The sequence below is a fragment of the Nakamurella lactea DSM 19367 genome, from assembly GCF_000426645.1.
In the GTDB taxonomy this organism is placed as follows: Bacteria; Actinomycetota; Actinomycetes; order Mycobacteriales; family Nakamurellaceae; genus Nakamurella; species Nakamurella lactea.
Genome location: NZ_AUFT01000016.1, coordinates 73,037 through 97,131 on the forward strand (window position 1 = coordinate 73,037; position 24,095 = coordinate 97,131).

At 67.4% G+C, this 24,095-nt stretch carries 23 protein-coding genes; 13 read left to right on the forward strand and 10 right to left on the reverse strand.

What is annotated here, in order from left to right; all coding sequences use genetic code 11:
• Position 1 precedes the first annotated feature (1 nt).
• The 7 genes from K340_RS0115700 (at position 2) to K340_RS0115730 (ending at position 9,099) form a co-directional block, all read left to right on the forward strand.
• Positions 2–1,480 (forward strand): aldehyde dehydrogenase family protein, encoded by a 1,479-nt coding sequence (locus tag K340_RS0115700; RefSeq protein WP_245599585.1) that lies wholly within the window; start codon positions 2–4, stop codon positions 1,478–1,480.
• A 16-nt stretch (positions 1,481–1,496) separates the two neighbouring features.
• Positions 1,497–2,492 (forward strand): zinc-dependent alcohol dehydrogenase, encoded by a 996-nt coding sequence (locus K340_RS0115705; RefSeq protein ID WP_029137409.1) that lies wholly within the window; start codon positions 1,497–1,499, stop codon positions 2,490–2,492.
• Positions 2,489–4,297, forward strand: coding sequence for a thiamine pyrophosphate-binding protein (locus tag K340_RS0115710; RefSeq protein ID WP_084614517.1), 1,809 nt, complete (start codon positions 2,489–2,491; stop codon positions 4,295–4,297). The genes K340_RS0115705 and K340_RS0115710 overlap by 4 nt, the downstream gene beginning before the upstream one ends.
• 34 nt (positions 4,298–4,331) lie before the next feature.
• Positions 4,332–5,546, forward strand: a complete 1,215-nt coding sequence (locus tag K340_RS0115715; RefSeq protein ID WP_161632118.1) for an ABC transporter substrate-binding protein — start codon at positions 4,332–4,334, stop codon at positions 5,544–5,546.
• 84 nt (positions 5,547–5,630) lie between these two features.
• Positions 5,631–6,494, forward strand: a complete 864-nt coding sequence (locus K340_RS0115720; protein ID WP_161632119.1) for a branched-chain amino acid ABC transporter permease — start codon at positions 5,631–5,633, stop codon at positions 6,492–6,494.
• On the forward strand, positions 6,491–8,329 hold the full coding sequence (locus K340_RS30570) for a branched-chain amino acid ABC transporter ATP-binding protein/permease (protein WP_051266507.1): 1,839 nt from the start codon (positions 6,491–6,493) through the stop codon (positions 8,327–8,329). The genes K340_RS0115720 and K340_RS30570 overlap by 4 nt, the downstream gene beginning before the upstream one ends.
• A gap of 56 nt (positions 8,330–8,385) precedes the next feature.
• The gene (locus K340_RS0115730; protein WP_029137413.1) at positions 8,386–9,099 is read left to right on the forward strand and encodes an ABC transporter ATP-binding protein; all 714 of its coding nucleotides are present in this window, start codon (positions 8,386–8,388) and stop codon (positions 9,097–9,099) included.
• A 214-nt stretch (positions 9,100–9,313) separates the two neighbouring features.
• Here K340_RS0115730 and K340_RS30575 read toward each other — a convergent pair whose 3' ends face one another.
• From K340_RS30575 to pqqC, 5 genes are all read right to left on the reverse strand, one after another.
• Positions 9,314–9,946, reverse strand: a complete 633-nt coding sequence (locus K340_RS30575) for a ThuA domain-containing protein (protein WP_245599586.1) — start codon at positions 9,944–9,946, stop codon at positions 9,314–9,316.
• A complete protein-coding gene (locus K340_RS37050; RefSeq protein WP_245599588.1) occupies positions 9,834–10,331 on the reverse strand; it encodes a hypothetical protein in 498 nt (165 codons plus the stop codon). The genes K340_RS30575 and K340_RS37050 overlap by 113 nt, the downstream gene beginning before the upstream one ends.
• A gap of 140 nt (positions 10,332–10,471) precedes the next feature.
• Complete coding sequence (pqqB, locus tag K340_RS0115740) at positions 10,472–11,338, reverse strand: pyrroloquinoline quinone biosynthesis protein PqqB (protein WP_029137414.1); 867 nt, start codon at positions 11,336–11,338, stop codon at positions 10,472–10,474.
• The gene (gene pqqE / locus K340_RS30580; RefSeq protein WP_051266511.1) at positions 11,335–12,741 is read right to left on the reverse strand and encodes a pyrroloquinoline quinone biosynthesis protein PqqE; all 1,407 of its coding nucleotides are present in this window, start codon (positions 12,739–12,741) and stop codon (positions 11,335–11,337) included. Before pqqE ends, pqqB begins: the two co-directional genes overlap by 4 nt.
• Positions 12,742–12,748: 7 nt before the next feature.
• Positions 12,749–13,465, reverse strand: coding sequence for a pyrroloquinoline-quinone synthase PqqC (pqqC, locus tag K340_RS30585; RefSeq protein WP_084614519.1), 717 nt, complete (start codon positions 13,463–13,465; stop codon positions 12,749–12,751).
• 434 nt (positions 13,466–13,899) lie between these two features.
• On the opposite strand from pqqC, the gene K340_RS30590 reads away from it, so the two are divergent.
• The 3 genes from K340_RS30590 (at position 13,900) to K340_RS0115765 (ending at position 18,096) form a co-directional block, all read left to right on the forward strand.
• The gene (locus tag K340_RS30590) at positions 13,900–16,053 is read left to right on the forward strand and encodes an outer membrane protein assembly factor BamB family protein (RefSeq protein WP_051266513.1); all 2,154 of its coding nucleotides are present in this window, start codon (positions 13,900–13,902) and stop codon (positions 16,051–16,053) included.
• Positions 16,054–16,330: 277 nt separating this feature from the next.
• Positions 16,331–16,891 carry a hypothetical protein gene (locus K340_RS0115760; protein ID WP_029137416.1) on the forward strand — a complete coding sequence of 187 codons (561 nt, stop codon included), beginning with the start codon at positions 16,331–16,333 and terminating at the stop codon, positions 16,889–16,891.
• Positions 16,888–18,096, forward strand: coding sequence for a MalY/PatB family protein (locus K340_RS0115765; RefSeq protein WP_029137417.1), 1,209 nt, complete (start codon positions 16,888–16,890; stop codon positions 18,094–18,096). Before K340_RS0115760 ends, K340_RS0115765 begins: the two co-directional genes overlap by 4 nt.
• 9 nt (positions 18,097–18,105) lie before the next feature.
• Here K340_RS0115765 and K340_RS0115770 read toward each other — a convergent pair whose 3' ends face one another.
• The 3 genes from K340_RS0115770 to K340_RS36430 are packed head-to-tail and all read right to left on the reverse strand — an operon-like array spanning position 18,106 to position 19,436.
• A complete protein-coding gene (locus K340_RS0115770) occupies positions 18,106–18,726 on the reverse strand; it encodes a methylated-DNA--[protein]-cysteine S-methyltransferase (protein ID WP_029137418.1) in 621 nt (206 codons plus the stop codon).
• A complete protein-coding gene (locus K340_RS0115775; RefSeq protein ID WP_029137419.1) occupies positions 18,723–19,232 on the reverse strand; it encodes an RNA polymerase sigma factor in 510 nt (169 codons plus the stop codon). The genes K340_RS0115770 and K340_RS0115775 overlap by 4 nt, the downstream gene beginning before the upstream one ends.
• Positions 19,233–19,268: 36 nt before the next feature.
• The gene (locus tag K340_RS36430) at positions 19,269–19,436 is read right to left on the reverse strand and encodes a hypothetical protein (protein ID WP_029137420.1); all 168 of its coding nucleotides are present in this window, start codon (positions 19,434–19,436) and stop codon (positions 19,269–19,271) included.
• Positions 19,437–19,517: 81 nt separating this feature from the next.
• On the opposite strand from K340_RS36430, the gene K340_RS0115785 reads away from it, so the two are divergent.
• Positions 19,518–20,702, forward strand: a complete 1,185-nt coding sequence (locus K340_RS0115785) for an amidohydrolase family protein (protein ID WP_029137421.1) — start codon at positions 19,518–19,520, stop codon at positions 20,700–20,702.
• 63 nt (positions 20,703–20,765) lie between these two features.
• Here K340_RS0115785 and K340_RS30595 read toward each other — a convergent pair whose 3' ends face one another.
• Complete coding sequence (locus K340_RS30595; protein ID WP_407662232.1) at positions 20,766–21,539, reverse strand: helix-turn-helix transcriptional regulator; 774 nt, start codon at positions 21,537–21,539, stop codon at positions 20,766–20,768.
• Positions 21,540–21,664: 125 nt separating this feature from the next.
• Between K340_RS30595 and folE the strand changes: the two genes are divergently transcribed.
• Positions 21,665–22,291, forward strand: coding sequence for a GTP cyclohydrolase I FolE (gene folE, locus K340_RS0115795; protein ID WP_029137422.1), 627 nt, complete (start codon positions 21,665–21,667; stop codon positions 22,289–22,291).
• Positions 22,292–22,362: 71 nt separating this feature from the next.
• Positions 22,363–23,574 (forward strand): NAD(P)/FAD-dependent oxidoreductase, encoded by a 1,212-nt coding sequence (locus tag K340_RS0115800; RefSeq protein WP_029137423.1) that lies wholly within the window; start codon positions 22,363–22,365, stop codon positions 23,572–23,574.
• On the opposite strand, the gene K340_RS30600 is transcribed toward K340_RS0115800, so the two are convergent.
• Entirely contained in the window at positions 23,561–23,992 is a 432-nt protein-coding gene (locus K340_RS30600; protein WP_211229473.1) for a hypothetical protein, read from the reverse strand. The two genes, K340_RS0115800 and K340_RS30600, sit on opposite strands and share 14 nt — an antisense overlap.
• Positions 23,993–24,095 lie beyond the last annotated feature (103 nt).

The following is a 24,095-nucleotide window of genomic DNA, read 5'->3' on the forward strand; positions in this document are numbered from 1 at the left end:
GATGCTCGAAGAGATCCTGTCGTCCGGGGCGGGGGACGCCGTGACCAGCGTCCCGGCACTATTGGCAGGGTCGTGGCTGCTGGACGGGCCGACGGCGGATCGGACGGGACCGTACCTGCGTCGAGTGGTCAGCCGGACGCGGGTCGCCAATGCCGGCGACGTCGAAGTGGCGGCCCGGTTCGCCAGGACTGCCGCAGCCGCGGTGGCCGGTCTCTCCCCGGCTACCCGGGCAGAGGTCCTGGACCGGGCCGCGCGGTTGGCCCAGGAGCACCGCGACGCATTGGGCCGGCTGATCGCCAGGGAACTCGGAAAACCGGTGAAGGACGGTCGTGGCGAGATCACCAGGGTCGCCGAAACCTTCTCCATCTGCGCCGCGGAAGCCCGGCGGATCGGCGGCGAGAACCTGCCGGTCGCCGGATGGGCCCGAGGGGCCGGCAACACGGCGTTGACCTACCACGCCCCGGTGGGCGTCGCCTTGGCCATCACGCCGTTCAACGCTCCGGCAAATCTGTTGGCGCACAAGCTCGGAGCATCGTTTGCGGCAGGCAACACCACCATCGTCAAATCGCCACCGCAGGCGCCGGCCACCACCGCTGCCGTTGTCGCGCTGTTGCTCGAGGCGGGCGCGCCGATGAGTGCGGTTCAGCTGTTGCACGGCGGCGGTGACGTCGGTGCACTGCTGTGCGCGGCGCCCGAGGTCGGCGTCATCAGCTTTACCGGCAGCGCTGCCACCGGTGAGGCCGTCGCCCGCGCCGCCGGAGCCAAGCGCCTGGTACTGGAACTCGGTGGCAACGCCGCCACCATAGTGTGCGAGGACGCCGACATCGGGGCCGCCGCGGCGACCTGCGCCCGTACCGGCTACACCAACTCGGGTCAGAGCTGCATCTCGGTGCAGCGGGTGTACGTGCAGCGGTCGCGATTCGACGAATTCCTGCAAGCCTTCACTGCCGAGGTCGGGGCGCTACGGGTCGGCGATCCGATGGACCCGGACACCGACGTCGGATCGATGGTGGATGAGGCGGCCGCGCAACGGGTGGTCGACTGGACTGCGCAGGCCGTCTCCGACGGTGCGCAGGTACTGCTGGGCGGCACCCGCGACGGGGCGACCGCGACTCCCACTGTCCTGGCGAATCCACCGGCCACCGCGACCGCGGTTACCGAAGAGGTGTTCGGCGCGCTGGTCAGCGTGCTCCCCTTCGACGATTTCGACGAGGTTGTCACTGCCTGCAACAACAGCAGGTACGGCCTGCAGGCGGGTCTGTTCACCCGCGACATCGGTCGGATTGTCGGTGCCTGGCGGGATCTGGAGGTCGGCTCGCTGATCGTCAACGGCTCGTCCAATTTCCGGTTGGATCATCTGCCGTTCGGCGGTGTGAAGTCCTCCGGCTTCGGGCGGGAATCGCCGCGCTGGATGATCGATGACTACACCGTGATCAAGACTCTGGTGTTGCGCGGCATGTCGGTGTGGGGCCAGGGCTGATGAAGGGCCGACGCGGATGAGAGCCGTGGCTCTGCGCAGCCCTGGTCAGGTGACGGTGCTCGAGGACTGGCCGGAGCCGACCGGCGGCCCCGAGGATGTCGTCGTCGCCGTCCGCGGTGTCGGCGTGTGCGGGTCCGATCTCTCGGTTGTCCGCGGGCACCGTCGGGTACCCCGGATGCCGTGGGTCCTGGGACACGAGGCCATGGGCGAGGTGATCGCCGTCGGCGGTTCCGTCGCGGACCGGCATGTCGGCCAGCGAGTGGTGATCGAGCCGAACTACGCCTGTCTGAACTGCCCGCGATGCCGAGTGGGTGCGACTGCGACCTGTTCTCGGCGCCGGATCCCGGGAATGTCCGAGCCGGGGCTGCTGGCCGAACGTATCGCAGTCCCGGCGCGGTTCTCCTGGCCGGTACCCGCGGATTGGTGCGACGACGACGTGATCTGCATCGAGCCGCTGGCGGTGGCGATGTCGGCGGTCGCCCGGTCGGGTGCCACGTCCGGCCAGCAGGCGCTGGTCATCGGTGCCGGCGCGCAGGGGCTGCTGGTCGTCCTGGCATTGCTGAGGGTGGGTGTCGAGCCCTACGTGGTGGACCCGCAACCCGGCAGGATGGCTCTCGCCGGTGAGCTCGGCGGGCACGACGGCGATGCACTCGACGCGCCGGAGGGCTTCCGCCTGATCTTCGAAACTGCCGGCGTACCAGCTGCTCTCGAGCTGGCGATGGCCAAGGCGCTGCCCGATGCGCACCTCGCGCTGATCGGCCAGTGCATGACCCCGGTTCCGTTGTCGACCTTCGAACTGGTCCGGCGGCGACTGACGTTGCAAGGCTGCCTGATCTACGACCATCCCGAGGGCTTCGCCGCCACCATCGCCGCGGTGAAGTCCGAGAACCTCGAACCCGGCCGGGTGGTACGGGCCCACTTCTCGATGAATCAGGCAGCCCAGGCGTTCCGGGCCGCGGCCGCCGCACCCGGTAAGTCCTGCATCACGTTGACCGAAGGGCAGAACACATGACGACGACCACCACCGCGAGCGCCACCACCGCAATCGGCACCACAACTGACGAAACGACTGCCGGCGCGACCGCAGCGGAGGCGCTGGTGCGCCAACTCGAGTCCTACGGGGTCGAGTACATCTTCGGCACCTGTGGACACACCAACATCGCTCTACTCGCCGCCTTGGACCGCAGCTCGATCGAGTTCGTCATCGCCAGGCACGAGCAGGCAGCAGCGCATGCCGCGGACGGATATGCCCGGGCCAGCGGCAAGACCGGGGTGCTGTTGATGCACGTCGGGCCTGGCATGATGAACGCCGTCACCGGGGTCGCCACGGCCGCCATGGACTCGGTACCGCTGGTCGCCATCGCCGGCGACATCCCTTCCTATTTCCATGGTCGGCACCCCCACCAGGAGGTCAACCTCCACGCCGATGCGGACCAGGCCGCGATCTACGCGCCATTCGTGAAGCGGGTCTGGCGGGTGCAGCGGGCAGAGGACCTGCTGCGGTTCGCCGAGCGAGCCTTCTGGACAGCGACCACCGGGCGCCCAGGTGCCGTCCTGCTCAACGTGCCGATGGACCTGTTCTCCCGGGCACTCCCGGATGATCAGGCCGCACCGTTGCCCTTGGTACAACACGACAGTGCCCCCGGTCTGCCGGACTCGGTTGCGACCAGGATCGCCGCAGCGCTGGCCGGCGCCCAGCGGCCGTTGGTCTACCTGGGTGGCGGCGTGCGGGACGCAGCGGCGCGCACAGCACTGCTACGGATCGTCGAGCACCTGGACATCCCGGTCGCCCATTCCCTGATGGCCAAGGGTGCACTTCCCGACGAACACCCACTGCTGCTGGGAATGCCAGGATTCTGGGGACTGGAGGTGACCAACGACTATGCCCGGAACGCGGATGTGGTGCTGGCCCTGGCGACCCGGTTCGCCGAAACGGACGCCAGCTCCTGGAATCCGAAATTCACCTGGAGTTTTCCGCCGTCCCGGCTGATCCAGATCGATATCGACCCTGCAGAGATCGGCCGCAACTATCCTGTCGAGATCGGCGCCGTCGCGGATGTGGGCCAAGCCCTGCAGTCACTGGCCGGGGCGGTCGAGGCAGTCGCGCCGGAGCCGATCGATCGACTAGAACTGCGCGAGACGATCCGGGTGGCCCGCAGCGAGCTTTTCGCGGCCAGTCGCGAGCGTGGCAGCAGTGACCAGTTCCCGCTGCGGCCGGAACGGATCCTGCGCGACCTGCGGGACGTGCTGCCGGCGGACTCGATCCTGGTGACGGACGTGGGCTGGAACAAGAACGGTGTGGCGCAGTGCTATTCGCTGCCAGCAGCCGGCCGTTTCATCACTCCGGGTGGCGCGTCCACCATGGGATTCGGCCCGGCCGCGGCGATCGGCGTACAGATCGCCAGCCCCGGTCGGACCGTCGTCGCGCTGGTCGGTGACGGCGGCATGAGTGCCGCTCTGCCGGCCATCCCGATGGCGGTGGAACTTGGCGTGCCGGTGATCTTCGTGGTGATGAACAACCGCGCCCACGGCACCATCGCCGACCTGCAGCAGACATTCTTCGGACGGAGCTACGGCTGTGAGTTCCGAGATCCCGAAGGGCGGCCGTACAGCCCGGACTTTGCGGCGCTGGGCCGTTCGTGCGGAGCGGACGGCTATCTGATCGCCAGTCCTGATGACCTCCGCAGCGCCCTCAGTACCGCACTGCACTCGGCCCGACCGGCAGTGCTGGACGTCCCGATGGTCAATGAAAAGGTGCCAACTCCTGGGCACTGGAACATCACGGACATCTATCAAGGTGTTTTCGATCAATCATAAGTCCATGACCCACGACCCCGAGGTGAGGAAACCCATGCACAGTCTTCGCAATCCCCGTCGTAGCGCGGCGGTCGGTGTCGCTGCCGTATTGACCTTGTTGTTCGGTGCCTGCAGTGCTCCCGGAGCCTCCGAAAAGGCGGCCGACACGCCGGCCGATGCGGCGGCGGTATCCGGTTCGGACCAGGCGGGCTCGGCGTCGCCGGGTAGCACCGATCCGATCAAGATCGCCGTGGTGGACGCCCAGAGCGGGCAGCTCAGTTCGCTGGGTGCCTGGGAGTCCAAGGGAGCCAAGCTGGCCGTCGACGAGTGGAACAAGGCCGGCGGCGTCAACGGCCGACAGATTCAGCTCGATGTCTTCGACGACCAGGGCGACCCGACGGTCGGCACCAACATTGCCAAGAAGATCGCCAGCGAGGGCTATATCGCCATGATCGGGACCTCGGAGAGCGCCGTGACGCTGGCGATGGCGCCGGTCCTGGCAGAGGAGAAGATCCCGAACATCACCTCTGGGCAGTCGCCGGCCCTGGCTGAGCTCAAGACGTCCTTCCTGTTCCTCAACGGACCGACCAGCGTTACCTATGACGAATCACTGGCCAAGCACATCGTGGACGAAAAGGGCATCAAGAAGATCGCGATGATCAGCAACAACGGTGGCTACGGCAAGGGCGAGCACGATGCCTTCCTTGCGGCGCTGTCCGCCCGTGGCGTCACGCCAGTGGCGGACCAGGTGGTCACCATGGAACAGAAGGACTTCAGCGCGGCGCTGACGAAGATCCGGGAAGCGAATCCCGACCTGATTTTCATCGGCTCCGAGGAGGTCGAGGCGGGGTTGATCGTCAAGCAGGCACGTGATCTCGGCATCACGGTACCGTTCGCGGGTGCAGCGCCCCAAGGGACTCCGGTGTACATCGACACCGCGGGTGCGAAGAATGTCGAAGGGACGATCGTGAGCTCGCCGTACCTGAGCAACGAGACGAGCGACGCCTCGAAGAAGTTCGCCGAGGCGTACAAGGCCGCCTACAACGAGACCGCCGAACTGCACGGTGCAAAGGCCTATGACGGAACGAACATCTTCTTGACGGCCATGAAGACGAGTAACGGAGCGACGGGCAAGGCGCTCGCCGATGCCGTGCGGGCGACGAAATACAACGGTCTGCTCGGCGACTTCGCCTTCGACGAATCGGGTGTCGGCATCTTCGCCACCTCGATCGGTGTGATCAAGGACGGCAAGCTGGTGGCGGCCAGCTGATCGTGAGGTGAGTAATCCGACCGTTGCGGCCGAGCGGGCCGGTCATCTGCGGATGGCCGGCCCCAGGGACGGAGAATTATGCAGGTGTTCTTTCAGACCATTGTCGGTGGCCTGAGTATCGGCGCGATTTACGCCCTGGTCGCGATGGGGTTCTCGTTGGTGTATCGCACCATGGGGCTGGTGAACTTCGCGCACGGCAATGTCGTCATGATCGGCGCTTATGTCGCGTCGACGTTCTACATGACGACGCAGCTGCCGTTCGCGGTGTCGATGGTGATCGCGATCGTGGTGACGGGCCTGATCGGCGTCGTTATCGAATGGGTGCTGCGGCCGCTGGAGAATCGTGACTTCGACCTGATGCTCATCGGTACCATCGGTTTCGGCATTGTCCTGGAGGCGTTGGCGACGATCATCTGGGGCGCAACCGGGCGGGCGGTTCCCTCGCCGGTACCGGCCGAACCGCTGAACCTGCTCGGAATCCGGGTGCGTACGTACAACCTGGTGGTACTCGGGATCGCAGCCGTCGCGATGATCCTGCTGATGCTCTTTCTGCAGCGGACCAAGCGTGGTTCGGCGATGCAAGCGGTCGCCATGGACTACGAGGCGGCGACGGCGGTCGGTATCCACGTCGGCCGCAGCAACGCCATCGCGTTCGCGATCGGCGCTGGGCTGGCGGCCCTCGCCGGTGGATTGGTCGGACCGTTGCTGTACGTCAGCCCGGCAATGGGCGGAACCCTTGGCATCAAAGGGTTCGCCGCTGCCATCCTCGGCGGATTCGGCAGTATCCCGGGTGCGATCGTCGGCGGGTTGGCCATCGGATTGCTCGACGGGTTCGCCGCCGGCCAATTCCAGGGGTACTCCGAGGTCGTGGTCTTTTTGGTTTTCACCGCCCTGATCATGATCAGACCGACCGGCATCTTCGGTGAAAGAACGGTGAATCGCGCATGAGATATCGTCTGGTCGTCCTTGCGCTGGCGGCCGTCGCGGCCTGGGTGTTGCCGTACGGCCTCAGCCTGTACGCCATTCACGTGGTGGATGTCGCCATTGTCTTTGCCATCCTCGCGATCGGCATGGGCCTGGTGATGGGTATCGCCGGACAGATCAACCTCGCCCAGGTAGCGTTCTTCGGCGTCGGGGCCTATATGACCGCGGTCCTGACCACCCACGTCGGGATGGGCTTCTGGACCGCGGCCGTACTGTCGGTGATCGGGACCGCAGTGGTCGGGCTGTTGGTGGGAACACCCGCGCTGCGAATGCAATCGCACTACCTTGGAATCGTCACGCTGGGTCTGGCTGTCGCATTCGTCAGCTGGGCCACCAACTCCCCGCTGGCCGGCGGCGCCTCCGGAATATCCGGGATACCCGCGCCGACGTTGTTCGGGCTGGACCTGTCGAGCGAATACCTGTTCTATTACTTCGAGTTGATCGTCTTCGCCTGCGCCCTGGCGTTCGGGATGTTCATCGTGCGAATGCCGCTGGGCCGTCGCATGCGGGCCATGCGGGACGACGCCCTCGCCGCCGGGGCGGTAGGCGCCGAGGTCCGGAGCCTGCGGATGGCAGCGTTCGCCCTGGCAAGTGTGTACGGCGGCCTCGCTGGGGTGCTCTATGCCGGTCTGATCAGGTACGTGGCGCCGGAAACCTTCAGCATTGCCAACATGTTCCTGCTGTTGGCGATGGTCATCATCGGTGGTCGGCACAGCCTGGTCGGCTGTGTCGTCGGGGCACTGGGGCTGTCGCTGCTGCGGGAGGCATTGGTGGATGTGTCGACCTATGCGCAGTTGGCGTACGGCGCCGTGGTGGCGCTCACTGTCGTGTTCGCGCCGAACGGACTGGCCGGCTTGCCCGGCCGGGTCCGATCGGCGTGGGGTCGTCGCCGGCCCGACAAGGCGGCCGTCCTCGGCGACTTCCAGCCGTACGAACCGGCATCTCCGGACGTCGTGGGGGGACCGGACCGGGACGACTGGATCCTGGATGTGCGGGGGGTCGGCAAACGCTTCCGTGGGCTGATCGCCTTGCAGGACGTGTCATTTCAGGTTCGGGCCGGCGAGATCCGCGGCATCGTCGGACCCAATGGGTCCGGCAAGACCACACTGTTCAACGTCATCAGCGGGCTGTACAAGCCGAGCAGCGGGCAGGTGATCTTCGCCGGAAAACCCGCGACGGGCCGGCCGCCACATCAACTGGCGCACGCCGGCATGGCCCGGACGTTCCAGAACCTGCGACTGTTCCACCTCATGTCGGTGCGCGAGAACGTCCTGGTCGGCCTGGACCGTAGCCGGATCCGGAGTATCTGGCGCTACCTGTTGTGGCCGATCGGCGTCTTCCGTGACGACCGCGAGATGCACCGGGCCGGCGATGAATTGCTGGCCCGGTTCGGACTGGTCGATTTCGCGCCGGCCGCACCCCGCTCGCTGCCGTACGGCACCCAGCGCCGGGTGGAGATCGCGCGGGCGATGGCCGGCCGGCCCCGGCTGTTGTTGCTGGACGAGCCGGCGGCCGGACTCAACGGCGAGGAAGTCAGGCAGCTAGGTGAGATCGTGCGGTCCATCCGGGCGAGCGGAGTCACCGTCATCATCATCGAGCACAACATGGGCCTGGTGATGTCGATGTGCGAACGGATCACCGTGCTGGCCAGTGGATCCGTGATCGCCGAGGGAACTCCCGCCGAAGTGTCCAGAACGCCAGAGGTGATCGAGGCCTACCTCGGAGACGCGGAAGTCAATGACAATTTCTCCGCCGAGGACGAGCTGCCCCCCGCGACAGTATTGGACGCGACCCCGTGAGCGAGCGTGCGAACGAACCATCAACCCTGAGCGAGCGTGCGAACCAACCATCAAACGTGAGCGGTGAACTGATCATCGAAGGACTGAGCGTCCACTACGGCGGCGTCACCGCGGTCCGATCAGTGAGCCTGCGCGTGGCTGCCGGCCAATCCGTCGGCCTGATCGGCGCCAACGGTGCCGGCAAGTCCTCGACGTTGCGGGCGCTCATGGCGCTGGTGCCCCGCGCCGCGACAGCAGTCCGATTCGGCGACGTCGACCTGATGCGGGTCCGGGCCAACGACATGGTCCGGCACGGTATCGGATATGTGCCCGAAGGACGACATGTCTTCCCCGGACTTCCGGTCGAGAAGAATCTGATGCTCGGCGCTTATGCGCAGCGGTGGAACGAACAGGTCCGGGACACGCTGGCCGAGGTGTATGAAATCTTCCCGGTGTTGGCCGAAATGCGTCGGCGACTTGCCGGGGCACTGTCCGGTGGCCAGCAGCAGATGCTGGCGATCGGCCGGGCATTGATGGCGCGTCCCCGGCTGCTGCTCCTGGACGAGCCGTCGATGGGTCTGTCGCCCAAGCTGATCGAGGACATCCTGGCAGTTCTGCAACGATTGAGCCGCGAGGGAATGAGCATTCTGCTGGTCGAGCAGAACGCCAAGCTGACCTTCGAGGCGACCACCGAATGCCTGGTCATGGAGAACGGCGAGGTCGCGATGCAGGGCGCTTCACAGGAATTGCGCCGCGATCCCCGGGTCCGGAAGGTCTACCTCGGCCTTTGACCCGGATCCGCGGGTAGGCCGGTGTGCCCGGCGGTGTCCGCACGGCGCCGGTCCGGCAAGAGATATCACGCTTCGGTGCCTTCCCCCCAAGCCGGCCGAACGGATCCGCGCACTGCGCCCGTTCCGGCAACGGGCAGACCCCAGTATCCCTTAACTCGACAACGGAGCGGCCCCGGCAGCTGATGCCGGGGCCGCACCTTGGTGGCATGCATTGTCAACGGCAGAATGGGGTCTTTCCCATGGCCGACTCGATGCCTCCGAGCAACAGCTTCTGGAATTCGAGGGCGCCCGGGTAGGAACTATCGGTGAAGATCTTGGCGTCGTGACCCATGGTGGTCAGCCACGCCCGACCGCCGTCGTAGTACTGGCACCAGGTGGTCGGATGGAAGTCACCGTGTCCGGGGTGACCGGGCCCGTCGTTGCTGCCTGGGGCCATGGTCTTTTCGTCAACCGCGGTGAGAAAACGAACCTTTGAAGGGAACGGGACCAGGTTGTACCACTCGTCACTGAATGTCCAGCGGCTCGGCAGACCTGCGGTGGACACGTCCCGTCGGTCCAGGGTCTGCACGGTGGCCTCTTGGTTGTGCCCGTGGTCGTAGTAGTTCGTGCCGCCGAGCAGACCTTCGTACCATGGCCAGTTGTACTCGGTGCCGAACGCGTTGTGCACGCCGACGAACCCGCCACCGCCGCGAATGTATTGGCGCAACGACGTCTGCGCCGCATCGTCGAGGGTGTCACGGGAGGTACTGTAGAAGATCACCGCGTTGTATGGGAAAAGTCGGCCCGGAGACGACAACCGAGTGACATCTTCCGTGTAGTCGACGCTGAAGCCATGCTCCTGGCCCATCTTGATGATGGCGTTTTGTACCACGTTCTTGTCGGTCAAACGGGGGATTGAGTCCGGGCGCTAGGGCCGGGCCCAGATTGGCATGGCGCGGACCGGCCGTGCGGGTGTAGAGCAGGACCCGGTAGCCCTCGGACGTATCGAAGTTGTGCCAGTCGTGATAGCACTTGGGATCCGTGCCACGGCAGACGCCGTAGTCGGGGTCTCCGAGATTCTGGGCGCCCTTGTCCCTGTGCTGGACGGCGGGCTGGGCCGCGGGCAGGGCGGTAGGTTCCGATCGCACCGCTGCACCCGGCAGCCCACTGACCAGCATCAGTCCGGCTGCCACGATCGCCGTGGCGCCGGCGCTGAACAGCACCGGCATGATCGTTCTCGAACGCTTCTTCATGCGGAGATCCTTTCGTCGGGGCCCTTCTGATGGTCCGCTAGGTGGACTTTCTGATCCACCTGAAGGTATTCGAATCATAACCACGGGTGAGTCGCAGCACAATGCTTTCGAGGGCGCGAATTCCTGTATCCGCGAAGTCCTCAAAGCTGAATGAGGCCGGCCTCCGGCGCAACATCGGCGCCGACGGCTGTCAACAGTTCATGTTCTGGCGCGTCCGGGTGTGCCAATGGATTGGTGTTGTTCAGATGTGTATAGGTGTAACGCGGACCGGATATGTCCCGGATCAGTGGCAGCGTTGCCTCGATAGGTAAGTGACCCATGCTCGAAGCCGGCCGATCGAGGCCGGTGCGCCGGGCCATCTCGTCGGAATGGAAGAAGGTACCGTCCAGGACCACCAGGTCCGCGTCGGCGATGATGGCGGCAAATCGGGGCGGCCACAGCGCCAGACACGGTGCGTACACCAGCACCCGGTCGTCAGCAGCTCCGACGACGCGATAACCGATCACCCAATCCTGCGATTCACCTTCCTGCGCGTACCGGGGCCGCTTGGCGCTGCACAAGAATGCTGTGGCGGTCAGCCCGCCGTCGAGCTCGAAGGGGACGCCGCAGCTGATCGTGCGCCAGTCGACGGTGCTGTAGTTGCCGATTACCTGGGCGGCCGGGATAGCTGCGAGTACCGGCCGTGTCCCGTACACGGCAAGCTGATCGGCCTCGCGGAGAGTGAAAAGGCCGAGCGTGTGATCGAGCTCCGCGCTGGTGAACAGGACGCCGCGGATCGGGCTGACGCGAAGCCCTTGGCTGGGCGTCAGCTCCGGTGCATTGAGCAATTGGGTCCGCAGGTCGGGCGAGGTGTTGAGCAGGTACCAGGCGGAGCCGTCACCGCTGACCGCCAGGCAGTCTTGAGTACGTGCGGTGCCCTCGCGCCGTGCTCGGGTGCATCCTTCGCAGGCGCAGTTCCATTGCGGCAGGCCGCCACCGGCCGCCGTGCCGAGGAACCGAACTCTCACCGCATTCGCCGGGGTACTGCTTGGGCAGGCTGCAGCTGTGGGACGAGCGTCGCGGCCACCCGCTCATGGTGCGGAGACAGGGTGCATACCGGGTCGGTGGCCGCCGGATCGCCGACGAGCTGGTACGCCTGACAGCGGCAGCCGCCGAAGTCCACCTCTCGCAGGGCGCAACTCTGGCAAGGTTCCGGCATCCAGGCGGTCCCCCGGAAACGGTTGAATGCCGGTGATTCGTACCAGATCTCGGACAACGGGGCTTCCAGGGTGCTGGGTATCTGTATGTCAGGTAGTTGTGCCGCCGCTAGGCAGGGTAGGGCATCGCCGTTGGGTGCGACCACCAGTTGCCGGCTGCCCCAGCCGTCCATGCAGGGCTTCGGGGTGTTGGTGTGATAGTCGGCGGCGATGTGCACGATTTCCATCCGGTCGCCGAATCGCTGTCGAGCGGTGATCGCATCCAGCGTCGCGGCCTGGACCTGTTCGGCCGTCGGCATGAGCGCGGCTCGGTTCCGCAGGGCCCAGCCATAGAACTGGGTGTGTGCCAGTTCGACTCGATCGGCGCCGAGAGATGCTGCCATTTCGACGATCTCGAGCAGCCTGCCGACGTTTCCACGGTGCAGCACGGCGTTGACGGACAGCGGCAGACCGGACTCCTTCACCTTGGCGGCGACAGCGAGCTTGCGCTCGTGTGCGCGGAGCCCGGCGACCTGGTCGGCCTCGGCCTGCCGGTCGTCCTGTACGGAGAGTTGGAAATGATCCAGCCCGGCGTCGATCAACGCGCCGAGTCGATCAACTGCCAGCGGGATGCCGCTGGTGATCAGGTTGATGTACATGCCGAGTTGGTGGGCATGGCCGACGAGTGTCTCCAGATCGCGGCGCAACAGCGGTTCGCCGCCGGAGAAGTGCACCTGCAGGACCCCTATGTCCCGGGCCTGATCGAGAACCCGGCACCAGGCGTCGGTATCCAACTCGGCGTGGTAACTGGCCAGGTTCAGCGGGTTCGCACAATAGGTACAGTGCAACGGGCACCGATAGGTCAATTCCGCAAGCAGGCCCAACGGCGCCGGCGAGCGGGCGGACGCGCCGGGTCGGTGGATCTCGGGCGCCGTATTGACCGGCGTTCCCGTGCCGTCGAAGGTGATCAGCCGCCGCTCGGTGAGATCGTCGAGCAGGTGTTGGATGTCTGAGTCGGTCACGCCCTCGTAGGTCTGCCCGAGCAGGCCGACGATGTCTGTGGCGGTCCGGATCCCGTCGCAGCGGGCGAGGATGGCGCCGGCAGACTCGTTGAGCAGCAGCACTCCCTCTGGGTACAGCAAGGCGAACGTGCTGCGCACCGAGTCGTGGACCAACCGGACTCCGCGCCGTAGTCCCGGCACACCGACCCTGCTCCCCGCGTCAGCGCTGATCATTGTGCCCTCACGCTTCCGGTGCGCTCGGTCGTGCCGAGGTGGTGCCCGCGTAGTCGATGGCGTCCAGCATTCCGCCGAGCACGTCGCATTTGAAGGCGAGCGCCGACAGCGCGGCATCCTGGGCGGGCCTGGTCACGCAGTGGTCCAGGACCAGGCCAAGGGTGTAGTGACTGTCCTGCCGAGCCAGCGGAATGCGCTTCGCGAAATACCCGAGGCCTGCTGGCTTGATCCACTCGTAGTGCAGCTCCCATGCGCTCACCCGATCGGTCATCAGCTGCGGGGAAAACATTTCGGTGAGCGCGGCGGCAACCGCCTCGATCCATGGCCGTGTCTGACAGAAGTGCAAGTAGCCATCGACGGCGAAGCGGGTGCCCCGCACCACATGTCGCTCGTCGCGAACCTCTTCTGCGCTGAGCCCGACGGCCTCGGCGAGGGCCAGCCAGTCGTGCAGACCGCCCTCGCCCGCGCCATTTCCGTCGTGGAAGGTGACGCGGGCGAGCCAGTCCCTACGTATTTGCTCGTCCGGGCAGTTGGAGATGATCGCTGCATTCTTTCGGGCCAGCCGACTCTGGTAGTACCAGCGGTTCGCCACCCAGCGACGGATGTCATCGGCGCTCGCCTGGCCGGCATGCAACCGCAGGTGAAAGGGATGGCTGTCCCAGTACCGTGAGCGCAGCTCAGACAGCGCCGCGGCGAACCGGTCCCGGTTCAGCGGCGCGTCCACGGACCGGAGTCCCCCGCGTAGGCAGTGACTTCGGGGCGGGTCGGGATCGATTCGACCTTGGGGGGTGACCAGGTGCGTCGGGCCGACTCGGCTGACGTCCTCGGCGGATCGTGCGGTGCCGGCGGGTTCAGGGTGGATGCCACAATGATCTCCTTCAGTCGCGCGGACCGCTACGTGGACTGTGCGGGCCGTCTAGAGGATTTTGACAAGATACCCCCGACTGTCCCAGGCAGGCAAGGGTTCGGCGAATGTGGTTGCTCCAATTGGCCAAAGGGTATTGAGTCGCAGCCAATTCCGGACTACGTTCGGACCATCCAATGGCAATGCGGTACCGCCTGATGGATCGCGCCGCGATTCGTCAGCCTGGGCCGTTGCAAACACCGCATGCAAGCCGGTCCGATCAGTCACCAATCGCTTGGAGAAATGGAGCCAGCATGTCGAACATCCAGCGCAGGGATCTACTGAAAGGTGCTGCGGTCACGGTCGTCGGCGCCGTCCTGGTGCCCTCAGTCGGGGCCGGGGTGGCCGACGCGGCAGCACCGGCGCCCACCGGTGCCGGTCCACATCACCACCGGGATCACCGCGGGCGCACCCCGAGCTTCTCGACACCCGGAGGGGCCGACTTTCCCAAGGTCAGTGGCAATCTCGGGAACCAGAACTACTCCGGTCTGGCCGGAATTCACCGCGGCAACATTCGTCGACTCAAGGGTGCGTGGGTCAACCGGATCGAGGGCGGCATCAACACGGGTACCAATCAGAGCACGCCGGTGGCGGTCGACGGCGTGCTGTTCATCGAGTCGGCCTTCGGCAACGTCTTCGCCGTCGACGGCGTCACCGGCGTCACCAAATGGGAGTACCGCCAAACCCGTGGCAGCCTGACCCGGCGGGGGGTGGGCGTGGGCGACGGCAAGGTCTTCACCCACGGCAACGGCAACTGGATCATCGCACTGGACCAGGAGACGGGCGCGGTGGTCTGGGAGAAGCAGATCAACGGCTACGGAAACATGGAGAAGGTTGCGATCACGTACCACGATGGCATCCTGTACTGCGGCACGGCAGATGGCGACCGCGGTGCTGCGCTGGCGGTCGACGCCGGCAACGGCGAGCTGATCTGGCACTTCTGGGGAACCCCGGGTCCCGGTGAGATCGGCAACGACACCTGGGAAGGCGACTCGTACCTCCGGGGCGGCGCGACACCGTGGCAACACTGCGCGATCGACCCCGAACTTGGCCTGGTGTACTGGACGTTCGGAAATGCACGCGGCTCGCGTTCATCACAGGACGGCTCGGAACGCGGTGGGATGAACTTGTTCTCGAGTTCGATCGTTGCGATGGATCTGAAGACCGGCAAGTACAGATGGCACTTCCAATCGGTGCATCACAACATCTGGGACATGGACAACGAGATGCCGCCGGTGCTGGCGGACGTGAAGATCCACGGACGGAAACGAAAGATTGTCGTCTACGGGAGCAAGTCCGGCATGTACTACATCCTGGATCGTACCGACGGCTCCGCTCCGCTGGGAATCGACGAGGTTCCGGTTCCGCAGGACGCGCGGCAGAAGACCTGGCCGACCCAGCCGTTCCCACGCCAGGGGACCTGGACCGAACATCGGATCGTCGATCAGCCACTCGGTACCTCGATACCCGGCGACCCGAATCGGGCAGTCCCCAACTACGTGCAGGGGGCGCTCTACGACCCGCATTGGGACATCCCGATCCTGTCGACTCCGGGCCACGGTGGGGGCGCGTGCTGGAATCACCATTCGTACAGCCACAGCACGGGTCTGGTGTACACCGGATTCGGGTACGTCGCTGCCGCTCACGATCTGGTCGAACGGAGCAACGGTTTGCGGCCGCCGGGTGAATATCAAACCGGTGGAATCGTCGCGGTTGATCCGCGCAAGAACACGGTCAAGTGGAAGAAGCGGATGCCTTATTCGCTGGCCCACGGGAACGGGATCTTGAACACTGCGAGCGATGTGCTGTTCATCGGGCAGCCGGACGGGAACCTGCTCTGCCTTGACGCCCGCAATGGCCATGAGATCTGGCGCTGGCAGTGCGGAGCAGCGATCAGCGCCAGCCCCATCATGTACGAGGTCGATGGCGAGCAGTACCTGGCGATGTACGCCGGCGGGACCGGCACGCCCTATGGCGACTCTGCTCCGCGTGGAGACTTCCTGTGGGCGTTCAAGATCGGCGGGAAGCTCGGGCCGGCGCCGACGCCGCCACCGCCGGTGATCCGCCGGCCTGTTTCCGGGGACCCGGTGGAAGGGAGCGCCGTCAACAACACGGTGGTACTCGCACGTACTTACAACTCGAATACCGGAGAGGTCGGAAATGAGGAGTCAACGTCCGTCAACGGAATGGCTCCCACCCATCTGCGGGTACCGAAGGGTACAACGGTGACCTTCGTGAATCCATCGGACAACGTGCACGAGCACGGCGCGACCCAATTCTTCGAGGGCTTGTTCGACATCAAGTTGCAACCGGGGCAATCCTTCACCTATCGGTTCAACAAGAGAGGTGAGTACTTCTTCAACGACTGCTTCGATCCACGCCCGACCGGGAAGGTCGAGGTGTACTGAGCAGGTCGGCTCTCGCGAGTCTTCAACCGGCTCTGTGACCGATGCCGGCAACTCCGCCCGAGGGTGGGCCGGTCGGCACCCGGCACCAGCAGCCCCGGCCCGAATGGGAGCATTCCCCATTCGGGCCGGTGGCGTGGGTGGAAGCTGAGCGGGGCCCGTACTGCCCGAACGCGGTCTTCCATGGCTTGCCGCCCGACAGTGGGCTGGTGGCCGCTCGTGCCGGTCGCTGACGGCCTCGATCTCCCGCAGGGTGGATGCGACCGCTACGGTCGGAGGCATGGTTATCGAACCGGATAGCATCCAGCCGGACACGAAGGACTGGACCTGGGTACTGGACCGCAGTTGCCCGGAATGCGGGTTCGACCCTGGTTCCGTCAGCCGCGGGAACCTGGCGGGCCGGATCGCCGCGGCCCTGGAGCCCTGGCCCGCCCTGTTGGCGGCGGATTCCTGCGCGGTGCGGCCGCAACCGTCGACCTGGTCGAGACTCGAGTACGGCGCGCATGTGCGGGAGGTGACGCAGCTGATGCGCCGGCGGCTCGAGCAGATCCTGACCGAGGACGACGCCAGGTTCGCGAACTGGGATCAGGACGTCGCCGCGGTCGAAGGTCAATACGGTCTGCAGAACCCGCGGGACGTGGCGGCCGGCATCGTCAGCGGCGGCGCCGCACTGGTGACGGCGTTCGGCTCGGTCCCGGCGGACGCCTGGGAACGACAGGGGGTGCGCAGCAACGGATCACGGTTCACCGCCTACACGCTCGGGGTGTACGCGCTGCACGATCTGGCGCACCACGTCTGGGACGTGACCGACGGAGTGCCGACCCCCGACGGACCGGCATGACCACCGCGTTGCCGAACCCGTTGCAGCAGCTGACGGCTGCGCAGTTGCGGCAGCGGACCAGCGCCAAGTGGCGGGAGTTCCCCGCCGACGTGCTGCCGATGTGGGTGGCCGAGATGGACGTGCTGCCGGCCGAGCCGGTCCAGCGGGCGTTGATCGGAGCCATCCGGGCCGGCGACACCGGCTACGCCCACGGCACCGGATACGCGGAAGCGTTGCGGGACTTCGCGTCCCGGCGTTGGGGATGGGAAGGGTTGGCCGTTGAGCTGACCACCGTCGTCCCGGACGTGATGCTCGGCGTTGTCGAGATGCTGCGGCTGGTCACCGATCCCGGTGACTGCGTGGTGGTGAACAGTCCGGTGTATCCGCCGTTCTACGCGTTCGTCAGGAGCTCGGGACGGCGGGTCGTCGAGGCACCGCTGAACGGCGCTCACCGGGTCGACCTCGACGCGCTGGCCGCGGCCTTCGAACGGGCCGGCAGGAGCGGCGGTCGGGCTGCCTATCTGTTGTGCAATCCGCACAATCCGACCGGGACGGTGCACACTGCCACCGAACTCGCCGCGGTCGCGGCGCTGGCCGCCGAGCACGGCGTGCGGGTGGTGGCCGACGAGATCCACGCCCCGTTGGTGTTGCCGGGCGCCGACTTCGTGCCGTACCTGAGTGTGCCCGGCGGCGACGACGGACTGTCCCTGATGTCCGCGTCCAAGGGCTGGAACCTGGCCGGGCTGAAGGCCGCCGTCGCGGTGGCCGGGCCGCGGTCCGCCGCCGACCTGGCCAGGGTGCCGGAGGAGGTGAGCCACGGCGTCAGCCACCTCGGGATGATCGCCCACACGGCGGCCCTGCGGGACGGCGGCGACTGGCTCGACGCGCTGCTGGCCGGTCTGGACCGGAACCGGTCGCGGCTCGCGGAACTGCTCGCCGAGCACCTGCCGACGGTCGGATATCGCCCGCCGGAGGCCACCTTCCTGGCCTGGCTGGACTGCACCGCGCTCGGGGTTGACGAAGGACCGGCGGCGGAACCGGGTTTGGTGACCCTGAGCGTCGGCGCAGCAGCGATGTTCCTGCAGCGGGCCAAGGTTGCGGTGAGTGCCGGCGCCGCGTTCGGCAGTGGCGGTGCCGGGCACATTCGGCTCAACTACGCGACTTCCACCGAATTGCTGACCGAGGGTATTCGCCGGATGGGCCGGGCAGCGCGGGAGCTCGACTGACGCCGGACCTCAGGCTGCGGACTCCAGGGCGAGCAGTGCGACCTTGGCCGCCGGTCCACCGGCATAGCCGCCCGGCGTTCCGTCGGAGCGCACCACCCGGTGACAGGGGACCACCACCGGCAACGGATTGGTGGCGCAGGCGCTGCCGACTGCGCGCACGGCTCGTGGGTTGCCGACCACGGCGGCCACGTCCCGGTAGGTCTCGGTGTGGCCGTAGCCGATGTCCGGCAGGTGCTGCTGCACCAACCGGCGGAATCCGCTGGACAGCGAGAAGTCCAGTGCCAGATCGAATCCGGTCCGCCGGCCGGCGAAGTACTCCTCGAGCTGACGGGCGGCCGCATCGAGTCGGCCGGGAGACCGCAGGATCCGCGGGCTGAGTCGATCGGCCAGCGCCTGCAACACCGCGTCGAACCCTTCGCGTCGGTACGCGATGCGCACCAGGCCGCGCTCGGTGCCGGCCAGCAGCAATGGTCCGACCGGCGAGTCGACGACGGTATAGGCGACGTCCAGAATCCCCGTGGTGTCGGCGATATCGGCCAGCTGTCGGCGCAGGGCGGCGAGTTCGGTGGCGGTCGGCTCGGTCAGGGAGGCGAGCCGACCGGCGATCGGTTCGCCGGTGGTCTGGTTCATCGTGGTGCTCCCTTCGATGCTGCACCGCCGCGGGTGACGGTGGTGCGTAGCTTCTTGATCCCGTCGGCGGCCGCCCGCCGGGCCGCATCGGTGCTGCCGCCCAGCTCTTCGGCCACGCCGGCGTACGGCAGGCCGCCCAGGTAGTGGTAGGCAACGGCCATCCGCTGCCGGTCCGGCAGCGCGGCAACGGCCTGCCAGATCTCCTGCTCGTCGACCCGGTCCGGCAGCCCGATCGTCGACTCGGTGTCCGGTACCGCCTCGATCGGGGTGGCCCGGCGTTGCCGGCTTCGGATGATGTCGATCGCCTTCCGGTGCGCCACCGTCACCAGCCAGGCCTGCATGTTGGTCGCCGCCGGCAGTTCCGGGTAGCTGCGCAGGGCGGCCAGGAAGACTTCCGACCAGGCGTCATCGGCGTCAGGTCCCGGGCCGAGAACGGCCCGGCAGACGCGTAACACGGTGCTGCCGTGCTGGTCGACGACCGTTTCGAACGGCGGTTTGGTGTCCATCACTCTGCAGACGTCACCGCCGGGCAGAACGTGAGATCAGCTGGGGGTCCCGCTCTTCTTCTTCTGCGTGAGCCAACCCCAGGCGGCCGTCACCAGGAACAGCACGATCCCGATCACCGCCAGCCACAGCAGGCCCTTGACCACGAAGCCGATGACTCCCATGCCGAGCCAGAGGACCAGGAGAACCAGAATGATGAGGATCATCTCCCCAGTATGGCCCCAGCACGGCCGATTCCGAATGCGCCGGACCGGACTCGGCTGAGGCCGCCGCAGTATTCTCGTGCGATGGCGGCGAACCCCGCGTCCGGGCCGGTCGCGGTCCGCGGATCATGGTTGTTCGACGGCACCGGATCGCCGTTGATCGCCGACCCGGTGGTGGTCGTCGCCGGCGGTGTGATCACCGGCATCGGGTTCGCCGGGCCGGCACCGGCCGGCGTCCCGGTGATCGACCTGCCGGGCGCGACCCTGCTGCCCGGCCTGATCGACCTACACGTCCATCTTGCCTTCGACGCCGGCCCGGATCCGGTCGCTGCGCTGGCCGACAGGGACGACGACGCTGCGCTGGCGGCCATGGTGCTGGCCGGCCGGAATGCGCTGCGCGGCGGCGTCACCACCGTCCGCGACCTGGGCGATCGCGGCTACCTCGCCCTGCAGTTGCGTGGCCGGCCGGACCTGCCGACGATCCTGGCCGCCGGCCCGCCGCTGACCACCCCTGGCGGGCACTGCTATTACCTCGGTGGCGTGGTCGAGCCCACCGAACCCGCCATCCGCCGCGCCGTCGCCGAGCATGCGGACCGCGGCGTCGACGTGGTCAAGGTGATGGCCAGTGGCGGAACGCTGACCCCGGGCACCCGACAGGAGCTGGCCCAGTTCGACGCGGCGCTGCTGCGGGCCGCGGTCGACGAGGCCCACCGCCGCGGCCTTCCGCTGGTCGCGCACGCCCACGCGGTGCCGGCCATCGACAACGCGGTCGCGGCCGGAGTCGACGGGATCGAACACTGCAGCTTCTGGACCGCCGGCGGCAACGCGGCGTCCGACGAGCAGATCGCCGCGATCGTCGCCGCCGGCATCTTTGTCGGTGCGACCCTCGGGCAGGTGTCGATACCCGGCGTGGCGCCGCCCGCGGAAGTGATGCGCAGGCTGCCGCAGATCATCGACATCCATCGCCGGTTGTACGCCGCGGGCGCCAGAACGGTCGTCGGGACCGACGGCGGGATCGGGCCGACGAAGCCGCACGATGTGCTGCGAACTGCGCCGGACATGTTGCGCGGCATCGGGTTCAGCCCGGCGGAGGCGCTGCGGACGATCACCTCGGTGGCCGCCGGGGTGTTGGGTCTTGACCGGCGGAAGGGAACTCTGGCCGTGGGTCACGACGCCGACCTGCTCGCCGTCGACGGCGACCCGCTTGCCGATCCCACTGCGCTGCAACGGGTCCGGCAGGTATTCATCGGCGGACGTCCGGTGCGATGACGGGCGACGGGCCCGGCGCAGACCGGAACCTCGCCGCTGCCCGGTGGGCGTGGCCGGCCGCCGTCAGACCGGTTGTTCGCCGTCCGATACGCCCGACGCGGCGGCGTCGGCTCCCTCGGGTGATCCGGCCGCCTCGTCGACCGTAGGCGCCGTGAGCACCACGCAGCAACGACCGGCGGCCGGCGCCAGCCTGGCCTGCAGTCGACGTCCGGCGAGCGAGCCGCTCATCGCGGTGAGCAGCGACAGGTTCATCCCGCACACCAGGGCGGGGTGCTCGCCGGCCAGCGAATGGAACGGACAGTTCGCCAGCACGATCCGGTCGTCCTCCCGGCGCGGCTCGTAGCCGTTGTCCTGCAGTACCTTCGTCGCGACCGCCAACGCGCGGTCCGGCGAGTCGGCCGACCCGTCGGCACCGTCGACCATCGCCTGGCCTGCGGCGGTGGCCGCGCGGTGCAGGGTGTCGGCAACCGGTTCGCCGGTGCGGGTGGACTCGGAGATCGCCTCCGCCATCATCCGGCCGGCCAGTTCGTACTCCCGGTCCGGCAGCGAGACCGAGATGTCCCGCTGCGTCCGGTGGTAGAGCTTGGCGGTCCGGCCGGCGCCCGGCCCGGTGCGCCCGGTCGTCCTGGCGTAGCCGGACTCCAGCAGACCGTCTGCCTCGAGCCGATCGAGGTGGAACTTCGCCCGGTGCTGGGCGATGCCGACCGCGTCGGCGGCCTGGTCCCGGCTCACCGGCCCGGGTTGTGCGCAGACGAAAAGGTACAACTGGCGGCGCACCTGGTCGGCCAGCGCGCCGATCCCCGAGACGTCCTGCTCGAACGTGCCCATCCTCGTCATCCCTCTCACCGGCGGTGCCGCAACGGGTCTCTTACGGACAATTCGCTTGACGTTACATTCCCACCGGGTCTAACGTCGACTGTACTACCCGTTAGACGGTATTACCCCTCACCAGGAGGCGCTTCATGCCCGTCGATGTTGTTCAGCAGGTCAGCTACCCAGACTTCCAGCACGGTCGGCCGCGGCCGGCGGTCGACCTGGCGGCGGCCGCCCGCGCCGCCCGCGACTTCCTGCAGGCGCTCGGCGTCGACTGCGACGCTCCCGGAACCCTGAAGAGCCCGCAGCGGATGGCCGAGGCCTACGCCGAGCTGCTCACCCCGCGGCCGTTCGAACTCACCACCTTCCCCAACGACGAGGGGTACGACGAGCTCGTCGTGGTGCGCTCGATCCCGGTGCAGTCGGTGTGCGAGCACCACCTGCTCCCGTTCACCGGTGTCGCCCACGTCGGGTACCTGCCGGGAGAGCGGATCCTCGGGCTGTCGAAATTCGCCAGGGTGGTAGAGATGTTCGCCCGCCGCCCGCAGGTGCAGGAGCGGCTCACCCAGCAGATCGCCCAGTGGCTCGACGACCGGCTGGCCCCCAGCGGAGTCGGCGTGGTCATCGACGCCGAGCACAGCTGCATGACACAGCGCGGCGTGCGGGCCACCGGGGCCGTCACCAGGACGTCGGCGCTGTTCGGGGTACTGCGCGCGGTGCCGTCGTCCCGGGCCGAGTTCCTGGCCGCGATCGGCTCAGAAGGCGTCGCGCGGTAGCCCAACGATCGCGAAGTAGGCACACTCGGGGATAGTCCCCAGCATCAGCGCACAGAATCAGGGAGAACGAGATGGCGACGAATCCGGGTTGCATTGTGGTAGGCGCCGGCCTGGCGGCCGCGAACGTGGTGGAGAGCCTGCGGGACAACGGATTCGACGGCTCGATCACCCTGATCGGCGACGAACTCGACCGGCCGTACGAGCGGCCGCCGCTGTCCAAGGACTTCTTGCAGGGCAAGGCCGACCGCGACTCGGTCTTCGTGCACGGGCAGAGTTGGTACACAGACCACGACATCACCGCCCGGTTCGGCGACACCGTCGCCTCGATCGACCGGGCCGCGCAGACCGTCACCCTGGCGACCGGCGACACCCTTGAGTACCGACAGCTGGTGCTGGCCACCGGATCCAGCCCGCGCCGGCTGGACGTCCCGGGTGCGGAGCTGGCCGGGGTGCACACCCTGCGCCGGATCGGCGACAGCGAGCAGCTCAGGGCGGGCTTCACCGACGGCGCGCGGGTGGTGCTGATCGGCGCCGGCTGGATCGGGCTGGAACTGGCGGCCGCGGCCAGGCTGGCCGGCTGCGCCGTGACCGTGCTCGAGTTCGCGCCGCTGCCGCTGCAACGGGTATTGGGCGACGAGCTGGCCGGCTACTTCGCCGAGCTGCACCGCGCCCATCAGGTCGACCTGCGGCTGGGCATCGGCGTCACCGAGATCGTCGGCAGCGGCGGGACGGTCACCGGCGTGCGGGCCGGCGACGAGTTGTTCGACGCGGACCTGGTGGTGGTCGGGGTCGGGGCGAAACCGAACACCGAGCTGGCGAAGGCGGCCGGTCTCGAGGTCGACAACGGCGTGTTGGTCGACGAGCGGCTGCGGACCTCGGACCCTCGGATCTGGGCGGTCGGCGATGTCGCGAGCGCGACGAATACCGCGCTGGGCCGGCGGATCCGGGTCGAGCACTGGGACAACGCGATCAGGCAGGGCAAGCTCGCCGGGTCGGTGATCGCCGGCGGCTCCGGTTCCTTCGATTGGCAGCCCTACTTCTACACCGACCAGTTCGACCTCGGGATGGAGTACGTCGGCTACGCGGACGCCGCCGACCAGGTGGTGATCCGCGGCGACAAGAGCACCGGTGAGTTCATCGCCTTCTGGGTGAACGACGGCACCGTGCGGGCCGCGATGAACGTCAACATCTGGGACGTCAACGACGACCTGCGGGCGCTGACCGGACGACAGATTGCCGCGGATCGGTTGGCCGACACCGGCATTCCGCTCACCGAGCTCTGACGGTCGGCTCCTGCTCTTGGAACAGACCGGCGCGCATGCCCACCGGCTGCTGCCAGAGCTCGGGGCCGGGCTCCGGCTCCGGGGTCGGGGCGGCTCCGGACTGCCGCAGCGGAGCCGGGCCGCGCGGAACCCGGACCGGGCTGCTGCCGCCGGGTCCGTTGTAGACCCACAGTCCGTTTTCCGGGTCGGGGGCGGCGTCCAACGCCGCCTGGACCCCGGGCGCCCGCCGGAACCGCAGCCAGCTCTCGTCATCGGCGAACACGAATTCCACCAGGGTGCCCCAGTCCCTGACCACCCACGACCACTCCCGGGCGCCGTGCGTCACCGCCGCCTCGACCAGCCCCTCGCCGTACGCGCGGCGCCAGCTCGCGGCGTTCCACCGCGGGCCATCGGCGACCTCGATCGTCCAGACCTCCACCATTCGATTGTGCGCCGCCGCGACCGGCCCGACAAGGGGCACCGGACGCCCGGACGAGTAGGTTCGAGGCTGCCGTCCCGGGGGAATCCGCCGCAGAAACGAG